The organism is Thalassolituus sp. UBA6592, from assembly GCF_002433655.1.
GTDB lineage: Bacteria > Pseudomonadota > Gammaproteobacteria > Pseudomonadales > Oceanobacteraceae > Venatoribacter.
The window spans coordinates 5,874-23,483 of the sequence record NZ_DJIO01000041.1 but is presented as its reverse complement, the minus strand read 5'-3'; the positions used below and the strand labels follow the sequence as shown (position 1 = coordinate 23,483).

At 52.3% G+C, this 17,610-nt stretch carries 15 protein-coding genes; 5 read left to right on the top strand and 10 right to left on the bottom strand.

The genetic code is table 11. From position 1 onward, the window contains the following. Window positions 1-306: 306 nt before the first annotated feature. Window positions 307-1,122, top strand: coding sequence for a hypothetical protein (locus tag B2Z72_RS03625; RefSeq protein ID WP_296980085.1), 816 nt, complete (start codon window positions 307-309; stop codon window positions 1,120-1,122). A 7-nt stretch (window positions 1,123-1,129) separates the two neighbouring features. On the opposite strand, the gene B2Z72_RS03620 is transcribed toward B2Z72_RS03625, so the two are convergent. Then, window positions 1,130-1,993, bottom strand: coding sequence for a PhzF family phenazine biosynthesis protein (locus B2Z72_RS03620; RefSeq protein ID WP_296980088.1), 864 nt, complete (start codon window positions 1,991-1,993; stop codon window positions 1,130-1,132). Between the two features lie 25 nt (window positions 1,994-2,018). After that, window positions 2,019-3,386, bottom strand: coding sequence for an MBL fold metallo-hydrolase (locus B2Z72_RS03615; RefSeq protein ID WP_297004186.1), 1,368 nt, complete (start codon window positions 3,384-3,386; stop codon window positions 2,019-2,021). Between the two features lie 159 nt (window positions 3,387-3,545). On the opposite strand from B2Z72_RS03615, the gene B2Z72_RS03610 reads away from it, so the two are divergent. From B2Z72_RS03610 to B2Z72_RS03600, 3 genes are read left to right on the top strand one after another with little or no spacing between them, the layout of a single operon-like run. Then, complete coding sequence (locus B2Z72_RS03610) at window positions 3,546-5,063, top strand: thymidine phosphorylase family protein (protein WP_296980095.1); 1,518 nt, start codon at window positions 3,546-3,548, stop codon at window positions 5,061-5,063. Next, the gene (locus tag B2Z72_RS03605; protein WP_296980096.1) at window positions 5,060-6,040 is read left to right on the top strand and encodes a ribose-phosphate pyrophosphokinase; all 981 of its coding nucleotides are present in this window, start codon (window positions 5,060-5,062) and stop codon (window positions 6,038-6,040) included. The genes B2Z72_RS03610 and B2Z72_RS03605 overlap by 4 nt, the downstream gene beginning before the upstream one ends. A gap of 47 nt (window positions 6,041-6,087) precedes the next feature. Continuing rightward, on the top strand, window positions 6,088-8,526 hold the full coding sequence (locus B2Z72_RS03600; RefSeq protein WP_296980097.1) for a xylulose 5-phosphate 3-epimerase: 2,439 nt from the start codon (window positions 6,088-6,090) through the stop codon (window positions 8,524-8,526). Between the two features lie 91 nt (window positions 8,527-8,617). Here the strand turns inward: B2Z72_RS03600 and B2Z72_RS03595 are convergent, their stop codons facing one another. The 4 genes from B2Z72_RS03595 to B2Z72_RS03580 all read right to left on the bottom strand — a co-directional run bounded on the left by B2Z72_RS03595 (window position 8,618) and on the right by B2Z72_RS03580 (window position 12,468). After that, window positions 8,618-10,141, bottom strand: coding sequence for a flavin-containing monooxygenase (locus B2Z72_RS03595; RefSeq protein WP_296980098.1), 1,524 nt, complete (start codon window positions 10,139-10,141; stop codon window positions 8,618-8,620). A gap of 313 nt (window positions 10,142-10,454) precedes the next feature. Further along, the gene (locus B2Z72_RS03590) at window positions 10,455-10,790 is read right to left on the bottom strand and encodes an MGMT family protein (protein WP_296980099.1); all 336 of its coding nucleotides are present in this window, start codon (window positions 10,788-10,790) and stop codon (window positions 10,455-10,457) included. A gap of 38 nt (window positions 10,791-10,828) precedes the next feature. After that, entirely contained in the window at window positions 10,829-11,587 is a 759-nt protein-coding gene (locus B2Z72_RS03585) for an SDR family oxidoreductase (RefSeq protein ID WP_297004184.1), read from the bottom strand. Between the two features lie 401 nt (window positions 11,588-11,988). After that, window positions 11,989-12,468, bottom strand: a complete 480-nt coding sequence (locus B2Z72_RS03580; RefSeq protein WP_296980104.1) for a GNAT family N-acetyltransferase — start codon at window positions 12,466-12,468, stop codon at window positions 11,989-11,991. Between the two features lie 592 nt (window positions 12,469-13,060). On the opposite strand from B2Z72_RS03580, the gene B2Z72_RS03575 reads away from it, so the two are divergent. Next, window positions 13,061-13,687, top strand: a complete 627-nt coding sequence (locus tag B2Z72_RS03575; RefSeq protein ID WP_414716344.1) for a substrate-binding periplasmic protein — start codon at window positions 13,061-13,063, stop codon at window positions 13,685-13,687. Window positions 13,688-13,813: 126 nt separating this feature from the next. On the opposite strand, the gene B2Z72_RS03570 is transcribed toward B2Z72_RS03575, so the two are convergent. The 4 genes from B2Z72_RS03570 to B2Z72_RS03555 form a co-directional block, all read right to left on the bottom strand. After that, window positions 13,814-14,149 carry a hypothetical protein gene (locus B2Z72_RS03570; RefSeq protein ID WP_296980108.1) on the bottom strand — a complete coding sequence of 112 codons (336 nt, stop codon included), beginning with the start codon at window positions 14,147-14,149 and terminating at the stop codon, window positions 13,814-13,816. Between the two features lie 82 nt (window positions 14,150-14,231). Beyond that, window positions 14,232-15,044: a TatD family hydrolase gene (locus B2Z72_RS03565; RefSeq protein ID WP_296980109.1), complete on the bottom strand. Its 813-nt coding sequence runs from the start codon at window positions 15,042-15,044 to the stop codon at window positions 14,232-14,234. Window positions 15,045-15,134: 90 nt separating this feature from the next. Beyond that, on the bottom strand, window positions 15,135-15,965 hold the full coding sequence (locus B2Z72_RS03560; protein WP_296980112.1) for a hypothetical protein: 831 nt from the start codon (window positions 15,963-15,965) through the stop codon (window positions 15,135-15,137). Window positions 15,966-16,203: 238 nt separating this feature from the next. Next, entirely contained in the window at window positions 16,204-17,262 is a 1,059-nt protein-coding gene (locus B2Z72_RS03555; protein WP_296980114.1) for a succinylglutamate desuccinylase/aspartoacylase family protein, read from the bottom strand. Window positions 17,263-17,610: the final 348 nt, after the last annotated feature.

Genomic DNA, 17,610 nt, shown 5'->3' with positions numbered 1-17,610 from the left:
GCATTAATGGGGCTGCATTGCAGCCCCATTTTTTTGCGCAGAGATAAGTGCTTTATGTTTTTTCTTTTGCATGGGGCTTCAGTGCTGTGCTCTGGTTAAGTCCTGCGTTGATTGCTGTAAAGATTCACGGCGGAAATATGGTATAAAACGGAAGCCACGGCTCTGATCAATACTTGGCCGTTTTCAGTAATGATTAACCTTGAGCCTGTGATTGATGAGTAGTTTTAAGAAATCAGTCGCTTCTTATTTTTTAAAAAGCTTAGGATTAAAGTCAGAAAGTAGAAGGCAAAGGATAAAAGAGAGACGATGTCTGCATACACTTGTAACAACCGCTTCGTGCTTCTGCTTCTGAGCAGTGTCTTCTGCTGTGCCGTTTATGCTGAGCAGGATGAAGTTTCTTCTTATCAGCTGGTAGCAGGCTTTGGTGTTGAACGTATGTCGTATCATGAGTACGACCAGCGTGGCCGTGAGCTGGACCGGGAAGTTGGCTGGATGAAGAGCCTGAGTGTCTCCGTAGCAGGCCCTGTGACGCAGGCGGTCAGCTGGCGTGTTGGTTTTCATCGCTCTTATGATTCACTGCAGTATATTGGCGAGAGTCAGTCGGGTGTGCCTTCCAGAACAACCACGGATGAAAATTTCCGCAGCTATGAAGTTGGGGCATTTACCCATGCTGATGGCTATATTCCAGCTTTACTGTTATCTGCTGGTAAAACCGATTGGCAGCGTATGATTCGCGCCAACAATATTACCGGTGCGCTGGATGAATACTATCAATGGTTATTCGTGTCCGCTGGTCTTGGCTACGATGTCGTTTTCATCGACCGCCTTCTGCAGGTTAAGGGTGGGTACCGTCTGCTGTTTAACGGAGAGCTGGAGGTGGATTTCACTGACTATGGTTACGGCAAGGCGGATGTTGATCTGGCTGATGGCCACGAATGGTGGCTGTCTGCAGAATATCCACTGCTGAGCTGGCGCTCCAGCGAGCTGTCGCTGTCTTACCGATTCCGCAATGGCTGGGCTGCGGCATCAGAGCGAGGTAGTGCCGGTACGCTCTCCTTCTATGAGCCTGAAAGTCGTACCCAGTCTCACCGTTATCTTTTGCAGTGGCGGACGGATTTTTGAAATCGTTTCAACTGGCTGGCAGGTTAATGTTACCACTCAGGTACGAAAAACAGCGTCCGCGGATTTTAACCCTGTCGTCGTGAATCTCCAGTTCGGCATCGCCGCCACGGGCTGAACATTGCCAGGCTTTCAGCTGGCTGATACTCAACTTCTCAGCCCAGTAGGGCGCAAGACTGCAGAATGACGAACCCGTCACCGGGTCTTCGGCTATTCCCTGCAACGGCGCAAAAAAACGACTGACGAAGTCATACTCAGGTGTTTCATAGCGGGCGGTAATGATCACCGCAAACCACTTTGATGTCAGCTCAGCAATGCGGTGCATATCAGGGATGCAGCCAATGACCGCCTCTGCATTTTCAAGTTCTACCACAAGATCACGGCTGCTGCTCAGCGCGACAACATTCTGGCCAAGAGCAATGCTCAGTTCTTTCTTTAACTGAGCGTCATCCAGAGTTTCCGGTACCCGCTGAGGAAAGTTAAGTTCAAGCAGAGGATCAGATGGCTCGCCGCTTACAACAACGCTCAGATCGCCTGCGCTTTCTGTGGTGAATCTGTATTCGCTATTCTGGTCCTGAAGTTGTTGTGCAATGACCCAGGCAGATGCCAGAGTGGCGTGGCCACATAAATCCACTTCGGTTTCGGGGGTAAACCAGCGAATATGGTAGTGGCCGTCTGAGCCGGTAAAAAATGCAGTTTCAGACAGATTATTCTCCGCTGCGATGGCCTGCATCAGTTGATCAGGAAGCCATTGTTCCAGCGGCACGACTGCTGCCGGATTACCGGAGAATATTACTCCACTATTGGCGATACGCTGCGCCGGGCGGATAAAAGCATCCACCTGAAACAGTCTGAGCGTTTTTATGTCTGTCATAATCTGCCTTACATTTTCAGCGCTGTCAGAGCAGGGCGATATCCAGGTATTCCGGCACTTCCACATCCCAGTGGAATTCGTCATGTAAATGGCGGCGCATCGCGTCAGCCGCGGAAGCTTCACCGTGAGTAACAAAGACTTTCTTCGGGCGGCCTGGCATTTTCTTCAGCCAGTCACTGATTTCGACGTAATCACCATGGCTCGATAACGCCTGCAGGTTTGCAACTTCTGCTTTTACGGGATAGTACTCACCGTGAATTTTAATATGCTCGGCTCCATGTGTAAGCGAGTCTCCGCGGGTGCCGGCAGCCTGATAACCAAGAAACAGCACGGAGTTTTTCGGATCACTGATCAGGGTTTTTAAATGGTGCAGAACACGGCCGCCACTGGCCATACCGCTGGCGGAAATAATGACCGACGGAAATTTACGGCTGTTAAGCTCAATGGATTCTTCCACCGTTTTTACGTAGTGGGTAATCGCATCCATGCGCTCACAGTCTTCTTTGGTTAATTTGTGCGATTCATGTAAGTCAAAGAAAATTTCCGTGGCGCGGATCGCCATTGGGCTGTTGAGGTAAATGGGCATAGTCGGAATGCGTTTTTCTGCCAGCAGTTTCTGCAGAATATGCAGGACCAGCTGCGCACGACCCACGGCAAATGCCGGCATTAATACAATTCCGCCCCGTTTGGCCGTGCGGTTAATGATGTCTGCGATTGCCGCTTCGGCATCAATTTCTTCATGGCGACGGTCACCGTAGGTAGATTCCACCACCAGATAGTCGGTGGCGGCCAGCGGTTTTGGCGGGTACATGATTATGTCGTTGCTGCGCCCGACATCGCCACTGAAGGTGATGCTCTTTCCCTGATATTCCAGACGAATTGCGCTGGCGCCAAGAATATGTCCCACCGGAGTAAATGTTGCCGTCATACCGCCAGGTAATTCCTGTACTTCTCCGGCCTGCTGGTGTTTAAATTGTTTGAGTACTTTACGGGCATCTTCTTCGGTGTACAGAGGCTCTGCCGGATCGTGTTTGGAGAAGCGCTTACGGTTCGCGTATTTGGCATCTTCTTCCTGCAGGTAACCGGCATCCGGCAGTAATACTTTGCATAAAGCATGTGTTCCTTCTGAACAGTAAACCGGACCATGGAAGCCCTGTTTCATCAGTGCGGGTAAATAACCGGAGTGATCTATATGGGCATGGGTAAGCAATAAAGCATCCAGTGCCTCAACGGCAAACGGCAATTCGGCCCAGTTGCGCTTACGCACATTTTTAATCCCCTGAAACAGGCCGCAGTCGATAAGAATCTTATAGCGGTCGTATTTCACCAGATATTTGGAGCCGGTAACGGTTCCGGTGGCGCCAATGAACTGAACCTGAAATGGGGCTTGCATGGTGTAACTCCTGAAACTTCTGAAGGATAATGCACATCTGACTGCAGTTTGGCAGACCCGTTTCACTTTGGGAAACAGAGTCTGAAGCTTGGTTGATTTACCGCAAGGCGGTTAAGCGGCCAGACTTCTACACTTTTGCTTCATAAATCAGGAAAGCTTATGGAATCCAATCCCGATTATCTCTATCTCCATCGTTTGGGCGTGAATACCCATCAGGAACCTGTCGTATATATGCGACAGGATTGTCATGTTGCCATTTCTGAGGGATTTTTTGCTCACACCCGGGTGGAGGTCAGCGTTGCGGACAAAAGTGTCGTCGCCACCCTGGTGCTGGTTTCAAATGAACTGCTTTCCCACCAGCAGGCCGGTCTTTCAGAGGCCGCGTGGCACCGTCTGGGCTGTCCTGAAGAAGGCAGCAAAGCGACCTTCCGTCACGCCCATCCTGTGGATTCCATGTCGTTTGTGCGCGGCAAGCTCTACGGTCAGGCGTTTACTGATGAATCGGCCGCCGCGATTGTGCGTGATATTAACAATGGCCTGTACAGTGACATTCAGCTGTCTGCCTATGTGACTGCCTGCGCCGGCGACCGCCTGAGTCTGGATGAAACCATCGCCATTACCCGCGCTATGGTTGCTGCTGGTCAGCAGTTTGACTGGCACAGTGATGTGGTGCTCGATAAGCACTGTGTCGGCGGTCTGCCGGGTAACCGTACAACCCCCATTGTTGTAGCGATTGTTGCTGCTAACGGTCTGCTGATGCCGAAAACATCCAGCCGTGCGATCACCTCTCCGGCCGGAACGGCAGACACCATGGAAGCCATGACGCCGGTAGCATTGTCCTTTGATGCCATGCAGAGCGTCGTAAAAGAACAGGGTGCCTGTCTGGCCTGGGGTGGCTCGGTCAGCCTGAGTCCAACCGATGATCTCATCATTCGTGTTGAGCGGGCGCTGGATCTCGACAGTGAAGGTCAGCTGGTGGCGTCGGTTATTTCCAAGAAAGTCGCTGCCGGATCGAAACAGGTGCTGATTGATATTCCGGTTGGTCCAACGGCCAAGGTCCGCTCTCAGACAATGGCGCAGACGCTGCGCAGCCTGCTGGAAAAAACCGGCCAGGCGCTGGGACTGGATGTGCGTACGGTTATCAGTGATGGCAGTCAGCCTGTTGGCCGCGGTATTGGCCCGGCGCTTGAAGCCCGGGATGTGTTACAGGTGCTGCGCAATGATGGTCACGCGCCGCAGGATCTGCGCGAAAAGTCACTACAGCTGGCCGGTATTCTGCTGGAAATGGCGGGTAAAGTTGCGGATGGTCAGGGCTATGAGCTGGCGCAAAGTACGTTGCTCAGTGGTGCGGCCATGCAAAAATTTGAAGCTATCTGTCAGGCTCAGGGCGGATTTCATGAGCCACAGATGGCTGAATTCCGTCATTGTGTCCGGGCGGAGAAAAAAGGCGTCGTTTCTTATTTCAATAACCGCTTTCTGGCCAAGCTGGCATCGCTGGCCGGGGCTCCAAATGCAAAGGCTGCGGGCATTGAACTGCATGTAGCGTCAGGAGACGTTATCGATTGCGGGGCACCTTTATTTACTCTCTATGCTGAAGCCCCGGGAGAGCTGGCCTACGCTCTGGAGTTTCTTGATGGTCATACTGATGTGATCCGTATTGAAGAGGAAGTCGTATGACGAACGGAAATATAAGCGCTCAGGCGGCTGCTGAATCATCAGTAAAGCGCACCTGTATTCTGTCTCTTGATGGCCATGAGTCGCTGGCACGGTCGCTGGCAATGCAGCTGACAAATGCCGGACGAGAGTGTCAGGTACTGGCACTGGAGAGCCGCCATTTTCCCGATGGTGAGCTGTATTTTAACCTGCCGCAGGATATGGCCGGTGCCGATGTGATTGTGGTCTGCCATCTGCATCAGCCCAGCGATAAAACGCTGGCTTTGTGGTTTATGGCCCATCATCTGCGCGATATGGGCGTGGCCCGCGTTGGACTGGTGGCACCGTATCTGGCCTATATGCGTCAGGATATCCGCTTTCAGCCGGGCGAATGTCTGACATCGAAATATTTTGCCGAACTGATTAACCAGAGTTTCGATTATTTAATTACCGTCGATCCGCATCTGCACCGCTATAAATCCCTCAGTGAGATTTACCGTATTCCTGCGGTGGCTTTGCATGCGACCGATTTAATCGGTGACTATCTGAAAAATCAGGTCAGAAACCCATTGGTCGTCGGGCCGGATGAAGAAAGTGAACAATGGGCCAGTGAAGTAGCCGGCGTGGCCGGATGCGAATTTCTGGTGCTGCGTAAAACACGTTCCGGCGACCGTGATGTGGTGATCCATATCCCGGATGTGCAGAAATATTCTGAACATCAGCCGGTGCTGGTGGATGACATTATTTCTACCGGGCGCACCATGTTGCGTACCGCGGAAGAACTGGTGGCGCAGGGGTTGAATCCACCTCTGTGTATTGGTGTGCATGCGGTTTTTTCGCAGGGAGAAAATGGCAATCCCGGTGCCGAAGAAGAAATGTTGGCCGGCCCGGTTGCAGGCATAGTGACCTGCAATTGCATTCCGCACACCAGCAACGCAATTGATATTACACCGCTGCTTTGTAATGAATTACTGAGCATGTTGCAAAAACCGCTGGCCTGAAGGCGAACAGCAAAGATGGCCTTACGGGCCCAGCATGGAGAAAACTGATGAGTCTTAATCTTTACCAGAAACTCAGCCAGCAGTATCAACAGAAAGAAATCGAAGCGGAAGCCCGGCAACACCGGGAATACGACGAGGAATTTGCTGCCTGGGCGGAAGGGTGTGGGGTGGTTAAACATACTGCAGCTACACAATTGCAGGTGTTTGAACTGGCTACCGCCCTCGAGGAAGGTGGTCTCATTCAAAGCAAGGCAGACTGTTACCGTACGCTGACGGCGCTGGATCAGCTTACTAACCAGGCGATGTGGCTGGTGGTCCATATGACCTACACCAAACACGTATTCCTGGATGGCCGCGATCTGGTCGCGGAGGATTTCAAACGCGATCCACAAGGGCATACCGGTGGATCACTGAATATGGTGCCGGCTTATGCGGCATTAATGGCGGTCAATACGCTTACAGGCCAACATCGTGACTGGCTGATGGGACAGGGGCATTGTGTGGCTGCTATTGATGCCCTGCAATTGCTGACAGGTACTGCGCTGCCAGAGCGTAAAAAAGAATATGGGCTGAGCGACGAAGGACTCAGTCGCTTCGTGCAGGATTTTTATAATTACCGCGTACGCCCGGATGGTAAGCCTCTGTCGCCACTAGGCAGTCATGTGAATGTTAATACCGCTGGTGCGCGTCTTGAAGGTGGCTATCTGGGCTTTGCCGGGCTGCAGTATGTGCACCAGCCATTACCGGGACAACGACTGGTCGCTTTCTTAAGTGACGGTGCATTTGAAGAGCAGCGTGGCAGCGATTGGGCGGCACGCTGGTGGCGGGCTGAAGACTGTGGTCTGGTCAGTCCGGTGATGATTGCCAATGGCCGTCGCATTGATCAGCGCACAACAGTTGCTCAGCAGGGCGGCAGTGAATGGTTTATGGAGCATCTGAGCAATCAGGGTTTTGCGCCCTTTGTTATTGACGGGCGCGACCCGGCAGCTTTTGTTTGCGCCATTTATTTTATGGAACAGCACCTGAGTAATGCGGCGGAAACCGTGGCCAGCGGTATGGCCAGTTATCCGGTGCCAATGCCTTACTGCATCGCTGAAACAGTTAAGGGTTATGGTTTCCCCGGAGCCGGTACGAACGCCGCTCATGGTTTACCTTTGGGCAGTAATCCGCGCCGTGATTCTGAGGCGCTTGCCTATTTTGTCCGCGGTGCAAAAGCACTGTGGCAGGAGGAAAGTGTCTGGCGTTCAGCTGTTAATGAGCTTAAGCAGCCGAAAGCGCCGCTGCCACCGGTTGCTGTCACCATTAACCGCCATGACCCGCACTGGCAAAAAGATCCGATCGCACCGATGGCAGCGATTGATAATTATTTTATTGATCTTGTCGAAGTAAATCCTCATCTAAGAGTCCGGGTGGGTAATCCGGATGAACTGCGCTCCAACCGCATGAACCAGACGTTGGATCAGCTGAAACACCGTGTTACTGATCCGGAAGAGGGTGTGGCTGAGGCGGTTGATGGCGCAGTAGTTACTGCGCTGAATGAAGAAGCCGTGGTCAGTGCCTGTCTGGCAAATCAGAGCGGTTTAAATCTGGTGGTTTCTTATGAAGCCTTTGCCACAAAAATGCTCGGAGCGTTACGGCAGAGTATTATTTTTGCCCGCCATCAGAAAGAAGCTGACGATCCTGCTCCATGGTTGGGTGTGCCGGTTATCTCGACCTCCCATGTCTGGGAAAACGGAAAGAATGAGCAAAGCCATCAGGACCCGAGTCTGGCGGAAGCTATGCTGGGCGAGATGTCAGATATGTCGCGCGTGGTCTTCCCGGCAGATGGCAATACGGCTATGGCCTGTTTAAAAACCTGTTACGGCGATCTCGGTGTGATCTGGAATATGGTTGTACCGAAATCGGTCTTACCAACCTTTTTTAGCGGTGCCCAGGCAGTGACTCTGGTGCAGGACGGCGCTATTTGTGTACGCGGTAATTGCGCAGCAGATCTGCAGCTGGTGGCCTGCGGGGCGTTCCAGTTACAGCAGGCTTTAAAGGCGTCAGACCGTTTGAAGCAGAAGGGCGTTTCACACTCGCTGATTTACCTGCTCGAACCAGGCCGTTTCAGGGTTCCGCGCGATGGTTATGAATCTGATATTCAGGCGGATCCATCCGTGCTGGACGCCTTGTTCCCGGCACGGGTTCAGCAGCGTGTTTTTATGACTCACACCCGTCCGGAAATTTTATTGGCTCACGCACGTATGCTGGATTTAGGGCCTGCGCATACGGTTGCTCTGGGTTATATCAATCAGGGCGGTACACTGAATACTGAAGCGCTGTTATTCGCCAATCGCTGTACCTGGGCCGATGCTCTGGCAGCGCTTGCCAAACTGAGTGGCCGTGATCCGCTGGAATGGCTGAGTTCGCAGGAGTGGGCGGCGATCTGTGGTGATGGTGATCCGTATGACGTGATTGCTCACCCTTATCCGGAAGGTAAGCTCTGAGTTTATCCTGATTAAAAAAGAAGAATAAAAATGCCGGCTAAGCCGGCATTTTTATTGTCTGAATTTGTCCGGTCGACAGTAGATTTAAGGATCAGGAGTTCGGCATTACTGCCGAAGATTCTTCTCTGCTGTCTGAGCCTGCCGGGTTTTTATACCCATGCTGATTTGGCGATCGATATTCCAGTGCCGGATCATTCATACTCGCCAGACGCAGCTGGGCCATATCGGCGAAATAGTTCTGATACAGTTTCCACGGCCGTTCACTGCCTTGTTTCGGTATCTGATCCTTCACCCGGGCGATATAGCCGGATTGCATATTGATAAATGGCAGACGCTCCATTTCGGCGGAATTGCAACGCGGCGTTACCTGGCGCGCACCTTTTTTATCCATGGCTTTTAACAGGCGGCAAACCCAGCGTGAAATCAGATCCGCTTTTAACGTCCATGACGAATTGGTGTAGCCAAATACCATGGCCAGATTGGGCAGATTTTCAAACATCACACCGCGATAGCTCATACTCTGATTCGGTACGAATACGTCACCATCCACTTTAACCGTCATATTACCAAACATCTGCACTTTGAGGCCGGTGGCGGTAATAATCACATCGGCAGCAAGCGTCTTACCGCTTTTAAGGCGGATGCCATCCGCTGTGAAATGATCAATATGGTCGGTTACCACCTGTGCTTTCCCGGAGCTCATCGCCCTGAACATATCGCCTTCAGGAACTGCACACAGGCGCTCATCCCATGGCGCGTACTTCGGTGTGAAATGCTTCATATCAAAGTCTTTCGGTAAACGGCTTTTGACTGCAAACTGAAGTAATCCGCGTGCGGCACGGGGAAACTTTTTGCAGAAATTATAGAGTGCCAGCGTGATGGATATATTGCGGCCGCGGATAATGCGATAAGCCCATGTCTGTGGCAGAATTTTGCGCAACGCGGAAACCATCGGATCCTGCTGCGGTACGCTGACCACATAGCTGGGTGAACGCTGTAACATGGTTACCTGTTGGGCTTTATCGCACAGCGCCGGTACCAGGGTTACGGCGGTTGCGCCGCTGCCGATGACAACGATTTTTTTACCGGAATAGTCGTAGTTTTCTGGCCAGAATTGCGGGTGAATGATTTCGCCGGAGAATTGCTCACGGCCTTTAAATTCCGGTGTAAATCCTTCCTCGTAACTGTAATAGCCAGTACAGCTGATCAGATAATTGCAGCTGAATAAACGGGTTTCACCGTCATTCAGCTGGGCCGTGATTTGCCATACGGCCAGATCACTTTGCCACTCGGCAGACAGTATTTTATGGCCGAAGCGGATGTGCGGTGTAATGCTGTGTTCATTGGCTGCTTCGCGGATGTAATCACGGATATCGGCACCGTCGGCAATGCCTTTGCGGTTGGTCCACGGCTTGAATTCGTAACCCAGGGTAAACATGTCAGAATCAGAGCGTATGCCTGGATAGCGGAAAATATCCCAGGTGCCGCCGATGGCATCGCGCCCTTCAAATATTGCGAAGGATTTCTCCGGGCATTCTTTGCTCAGGTGACAGGCTGCCCCGATGCCGGATAAGCCCGCGCCAATAATGATTACATCAAAATATTCGTTTGCCATTTTATGTCCTCCCTGCGGAGTCTTTTTTATTATGGCTGCCACTGTCGGCGAGAACGCCCGATGAAAACAGGTTCCGTGCTGTCATTATCTGTATGAATCACGGTGCTTATCCGGCATACAGTTGCAGTATTAACTGCGGCCGTGAGCATGAGTTCTCTTTGGCTCAGGCTATTGCAGTCTGAATTTTCTGGTTCAGAACGGTAGGTGAGCTAACTTCTTAGTAGCGTTGTAACGATGAAGAAGGCAGGGACAGCAGAAGTCAGGTTGGCGTAAATAAGGGGGTTTTATTCGGCCATGGCGGGAAATGAGCTGTTTATTCAGTATCTGCTTTCTGCCAGCTGAATAAACTCAGATCGATGCGCAGGCTATCGCTGACGGTCACTCCCTCGCTTTCCAGCAAGGCACGCTGCTTTTCACCGGCGTCGCCCGGCAGGCTGATTTTGCCCTGAGCGTTAATGACCCTGTGCCATGGCAGGCGGCTGTCCTGGGGAAGTTGCTTCAGTACCTGGCCTGCCCAGCGGGCGCGACGGCTGAATCCGGCGAGGGCTGCCAGCTGACCGTAGGTAATGACATAGCCAGCGGGAATGCCCGCCAGTGCCGTGTACAGACGCTGGCGGGCATCGGTCTGAGCATTCGTTGAGTCAGTCATTGTCTGTTCCTGAATGACGGATGCATCAGACCTGACGATTACAGGCGCAGACCACCGTCGACTTCAATGATGCGGCCGGACATATAGTCGTTGGCCAGCAGGAAGACTGCCGCATCACCGATTTCATCCGGGCTGCCCATGCGGCCAGCCGGAATACCGGCACAGATTTTCTCCAGTGCTTCCGGTTTCATGCTGGCAGTCATTTCGGTTGCGATAAAGCCCGGAGCAATAGCGTTGGCACGGATATTATAGCGTGCCAGTTCCTTTGCCCAGGTCACCGCCATCGCTGCTACACCGGCTTTGGCGGCAGAATAGTTGGTCTGACCGAAGTTACCGGCACGGGCGATGCTGGAAATGTTAATGATGCAGCCACCTTCATTGGTTTTTATCATCTGTTCAGCCGCTTCACGACCACACAGGAATACACCGGTCAGGTTCACATCGATGACGGCCTGCCACTGTGCCAGTGACATTTTTTTCACTTCACCGTCTTTGGCTTTGATCATCAGACCGTCACGCAGAATACCGGCGTTGTTGATCAGGCCGTGCAGACCGCCCATTTGCGCGCTGACTGCCTGAAACGTCTGTTCTACCTGAGCTTCATCCGCTACGTTGCAGACAAAAGTAGCTGCCTTACTGCCTGCTGCTTCTACCTGAGCTTTGGTTTCGTCCATATGTTCCTGATTCAGGTCGATGACAGCGATCTGGGCGCCTTCTTTCGCCAGATGCACGGCCATAGCACGACCCAGGCCCTGGCCTGATCCGGTAATAGCGATCACTTTATTCTGCAGCTTCATAGCAAGCTCCTTAGCGGGTTGTTCTAAATGGGTGTGTTTTAACCGGTGTTTGCGGCCGGTTATATCTACAGGTCATTGAGGTTTGACCCGGATTAACTCTGCTTCTGAGGAGTCAGTAGTTTACCGTACGTAGTTGTGGCGCAGAGTATAGGGCGGCGTGGCCTGTTTTGATACAAGATCAAGGTGGAATGGCGGAGCCACTGAAAGAAATACCTCTTTTGTATGACGATCAGACAAGCGCGCTTTCATTGAATGGCGCTTTCAATGAGTGGGGCTTTCAGTGAACGGTGCTGGCGTACCATATCGGAGCGAGGCGTTCTGGGATTCAGCTGATGATCAGGCTGAAGCCTGTCATGGCGTCCGGCAGACAGCCGCCTTTCGGTGGCTGCACCACAGGTTTATTACAAGACCTTCTGCCAGAACATGGCGCGGCCCATTTCCGGGTCCAGCTGGTAGTTGGCGAAGCCCATGTCTGTGTAGACTTTCTGCGCTGTGGTGTTGCCTTCCAGCACTTCCAGTGTGAGCTTGCCACAGCCTTTGATCAGTGCCAGCTCCTCTGCTTTGGCCAAGATACGTTTGGCCAGACCCTGACCCCGGAAGCCGGCACTGACGATGACATCATGAATGTTCAGGATGGGTTTGCAGGTGAAGGTTGAAAAGCTGTCGATGGCGATCAGCAAGGCTGCCGGATAATCATTCACAAACGCCAGAATGACATGCAGATTGCTGCGCGACTGCAGTTCTGCAATCAGGTTCTGCTGACTGTATTCCGGCAGGCCTTCACCACCGCCGGTATCGCCGTGAGCGTATTCGGTCAGCAGATCCAGTACGGCCTGGCCGTGTTCCGGTTGCGAAAGGTCGCTGATAATAATGTCTTCCATCTGAATCGTCCTGGCAGGTCATAAAATAATCAGATAGCAGTGTAACACTGGTCATTGCTATTAATACTGTGTTTTTAGTGCGGATTGTCCCTGTCGTGGATAAATACCTGAGCTTTATCACGACGGCTGACGTGCAGAAACAGGACTGTTTTGGACACAACATAAACAGCAGTTGCCAGGTGACTCACTGGTCGTGGTATTTGTGAACGTGATGAAAGCAGTAACAAGGGGGGGGGGCAGCAGCGCTATTGTTTCAACAGTGTATTTAATCTTGATCAGTGGAGCGGACTGGTTAGCAGAAATAACACTAAAGTCCACACAGTATTGTTCAGATTGAATAATGACTTTGTTATTTTGTTTAAAAACGACTCAAATAATTCGTCCTGTGTCGCTGGTGGAATAATGTACAGAATGAAAGTCCGTATGATTTCCCCATCCAAATTGATCACGGGGAATTACTATGAAAAAAATAATGTTTATAGTCTTGTCATCAGTTTTTGCGGCAGTGCAGCCAGTATCTGCAACAGAACAAATCACCTTAACCTCCCTTGATTGGCCTCCTTTTTCTTCTCCTGCTATTACCGGTGGTGGTATGACCAGCTTGATTGTTAAACAGGCATTCGCCCGCGTTGGTTATGAGCTTAACGTCGAGGTCGAGCCCTGGAGTACAGCGGTTGCCCGCGCCGAAAATACCGAAGAAGTTGCCGGTTATTTCCCCGCCTATTATTCGGAAGAACGTGCTAAAAAGTGCGTATTTTCCGATGAAATCGGTACCAGTCTGGTGGGCTTTGCCAAACGTAATGGTGAGGAATATCACACCAGTTTAGAAGCGTTGGCGGAGCATGTTGTTGGCGTGGTCAGTGGTTATGCTAATGAAGAAAATTTTGACAGTGCCGTGTCTGACGGACGTATCCCCGTAGTTAAATCCGGTAATGACGTTGAGAATATCCATCAGCTGCTGGATGGGCGGGTTGATCTTGCTGTCGTCGATAAACGCGTCATGAATTATCTGGTCAGCAACGATAAAACCCTGAACGAATATAAAGGCAAGGTGAAGTTTGATCCGGCCGGATTAAAAATGCACGGTCTGTACGTATGTTTTACTGGTTCCCGTTCTGGCGAATACGCGCAGGCTCTGGCCCGCGGTCTGAAGTCGCTGGACCCTATGGGCTTTGGTCTGGCCAATGATCCTATGTACCGTAATCGTATGAATAAATAACAGGACACCCGACGGCAGAAACCTGTCCAGAAACAACGCTCCAGAAACAATGTCCGGGAAATAATGTAACGCTGCGGCACGGATGCCGCCCGCGCAGATGAGCTGATACGCTATTTTTAGCCTGGCTTATTGTTTGTCCGGATCGTTTATATCGACAATTAACCAGGCGAAATAAGCGACAGCCGCTGTCGGCAACAGAAAGAATTTCCCATACCAGTAACCACTGTCGCTGCCAAGAAAGGTGGCAACCGGCAATAGCGTCAGCATGGCTGTTACAAACAGCACGTAAATAAATCTTGGTAAATGCCAGCGTAAATGTTCTGGCGTATGGCTTTCGCGGCTGAACGCCCAGCGCCGCCATAAAGTGGATAACATAAATACGCTGATGCCAAAGGCGATCAGTAAGCCCCAATCCAGTAATCCCAGTTCGCTGATCTGGCAATGCGGCAGGCAAGTGAACATGGTTGGCGGATCTCCGTTTTGGTTCGTTCCCTGAACCATAAATTCAGCACTGGCCGACGTTACACGCTGTCAGTTGCAGTTGTCAGCCAGCGGGGAAAAACTCACGCAGAGAGTTCTGATAAGTCTGCTTAAGCACATCGGCAATCGGCAGGTCTTTTACCTCAGCAATTTTTTCCGCGACAAAAGGCAGGAATTTCGGTGCATTTTCAATACCGCGGTAAGGGATAGGGGTAAGGAAAGGTGCATCGGTTTCCAGCAGCAGATTCTCCATTGGCGTTGCGGCAACGACTTCACGCACGTTGTCGGCTTTATTAAAGGTAACAATGCCATTAATACCCAGACAGAAACCCAGCTCAATAGCGACCTGTGCCAGCTCCATGCCTGAGGTAAAGCTGTGCACCACTCCTTTGCGTTTCATTTGTGGTGCGTATTCACGCAGGATGGCCATGGTGTCGTCATCGGCTTCACGGGTGTGAATCACCACCGGCAGATCGCATTCCACGGCCAGCGCCAGTTGTTGCGCAAATACTTTACGCTGTACTTCACGGTCGCAGTGATCGTAAAAATAATCGAGACCGATTTCACCGATGGCAGTCACTTTTTCATGGATAGCGTGGGTGCGGATATAGGCTGTGGTAGCGTCGCTGAACAGTGCCGCTTCATGCGGATGAACGCCAAGGGTGGCATAGACGTCGGCGTGAGCTTCTGCCAGTGCCAGCGCGCTGGGCATATTGTCCGGCTCAACACTGATGGTCATAAAGCGTTCGACGCCAATATCCCGCGCTGCCTGCAAAATTTCCGCAGGAGAGCCTTCTTTCAGGTAATCGAGGTGGAAGTGGGTTTCAATGATCGGCAGTCCGTACTGCACGATGTCGCGGCGCTTTTTCTTGCTCATAACCAATCAGATAAACAATGTGTGGAGCACACATTGTACCTGATCACAGCCCTGCTTGCGCAGGGCCTGAGCGAGTGGAGTTATCGGCCTTCAGTGAAACACGTTGTCAATTTCGCCATGCAGTGCCTGCTTTGCTCCCAGCATCATGGGGGTGCCGCTGGCACCCAGCAGCGCGTCAAAGTTCAGCGTCAGAATGCGCTGAATATCATCTTTTAAACTGAAATCTTTCGCGGTGGCGGAGCGCAGCCAGTGGCGCGACAGATTCATGCCTTTGTGAAAGCCCTGTAAGCGCATCAGCAGCTGGTCTTTAAGGCTCAGGTTCTGCCAGTTGCCGTAATGCTGCAGCAGATCATCGCTTAACAGCAGCCCATGACGTTCCAGCAACAGGACAGCTTGTGAGCGCCGGCTGTGCTCTAACTTCAGCAGACGGGCACCGGCGATGGGTAAGGGAGCATCTTCTTTGAGAATGTTGTGGCGTGGTTTATCAACCTGGCCGGGTAATGCCCACAGTGCGGCGTAGTAGCGGCTGCGGTAATAGTGTTCGTCGGCGGTTGGTTCATCACCGAGACGCAGCACATGCGCGATCCGGCCGAGATACTGCAGGTTACGCTCCTGCAGTGGCGACAGGCGCACCGGGTTAATCAGCGTCAGCTGGTGGCCATCGCGCACAATCACCATATTACGGCGGTGATCGTTACCATAGCCCGGCATTTCTCCCTGTACCCAGTAAACATCGTTGTACAGCGCCTGAATGCGGCCTCGTTCCATGACGTTTGCCGGGCGCAGAGCCTCGGTCTGAGCGCCTGCGGCATGTGCCATGGCAACTGCATCAGTACTTTTTCCGGCGGTATTCGTGGTGCTGCGCGTTGCGCGCACTTTACGTCCATGTTGGCTGGCTTCATCTGAGAGCAGAGTCGGCATAGTGAATTTCCTTGCTGAGACTGTGCTTTGAGCACATCAATCTGGCTATGGTATTCACTATGGGACAGCGTATTTGTGAAATGTGACAAAATTTGTCACGCAAATAGTCTGTTGTGACGAATTTTGTCATGGGTGGTGGTCGTATCAGGCCAGCAGTGAAAGAAATGGCAGGAAATCACAGACAGACAAGCCAGTCACCAGCGCTGGTTGCGGGTTGCACTTTTCTGATCCGGATCTGTCAGGAAGCCACAGGCCCGTCGTCTGGCAGCAGATCCTGCAGTTGTTCAATACCTTCAACCACATCATCCGGCTGGCGGAAGTAGGCGACGTGGTACATGGCTTCACCTTCCTGTACCAATGGGATGTTCTGCTTGCCGATAATGATGCCGTCGTTCCTGCTGACCACCTCATCGAGCAGTTTGCCGAAGGGGTCGCGGATACAGGCCAGGGTTTCGCCGGCTTCGACGTAGTCGCCCAGTTGCTTCAGATGCTGCACAAAACCACTGTCAGTGGCGCGCAGCCAGCTGCTGGTGCGGGCGGTGACTGGTTCGATCTGTTGTTTGCGGCTGCGGCTCTGCGGCAGCATGCCCAGATGGCGCATTACATTCAGCGTGCCACGTTCACCGGCGCGGATACACAGTTCGTCATAACGCAGCGCTTCGCCTGCTTCATACAACAGGATTTTAACGCCCATCTCATTGGCCGATTCACGCAGTGAGCCGTCGCGCAGGTTCGCATTGAGCAGCACCGGAACGCCGAACGCATGGGCCAGTTCGGAGGTTTCCGGGTCATCCAGATTGGCGCGTATCTGAGGCAGATTTGAGCGGTGAATCGCACCGGTATGGAAGTCGATGCCATAGTCGCACTGACTGACAATTTCCTGCAGAAACAGGTGTGCCATGCGTCCGGCCAGTGAGCCTTTTTCGCTGCCGGGAAACGAGCGGTTCAGATCGCGGCGGTCAGGCAGATAGCGACTCTGATTGAGCACGCCATATACGTTTACCATGGGAACAGCGATCACGGTGCCGCGCAGTTTACTGAACTGACGGGAGTTGATCAGGCGCTGAATGATTTCGATGCCATTCAGTTCATCACCATGAATCGCGGCGCTGAGGAAGAGTACGGGGCCAGGTTTGCGTCCGCGTTTTACATAAACAGGTACTGACATAGCGGTATCTGTATAGAGCTTCCCGGCCGGCATTTCTATCTGCCGGGTTTCCCCCGGTTCAATGCTGATACCAGCGATGGTGATCGCGGTTGCTGTGTGGTTGTCACGTCCGGCGTTTGTGTCGGCCATATTTGGCTCGCCCCTTATGAATCGTTATGCCTGCAATAACGATTATTATAAGCATGACTCATAAGGGGCGCTAAGACTTAGTCGCACAAGCGCTTACTCTCCGCATCTCCGCATATCCCGACCGGTGTAAAAGGGGAGTCCGCCCCGGTCAGTGAAAGTCAGTGCAGGGAATCAGGCACCGCTGACTTCTTTGCGGTGATCCGGATCGAGGCACTCAGCTTCTTCGTGCGGCAGACCTGCTGCCAGTGTGCCGTTCAGATAATCTGCGATCGCTTTCAGCGGGTCGGTTTCTGAGGTGGTGATCAGTTTGGTATCACGCTCGGCCAGGCGCCGGGTAACACCTTCTCA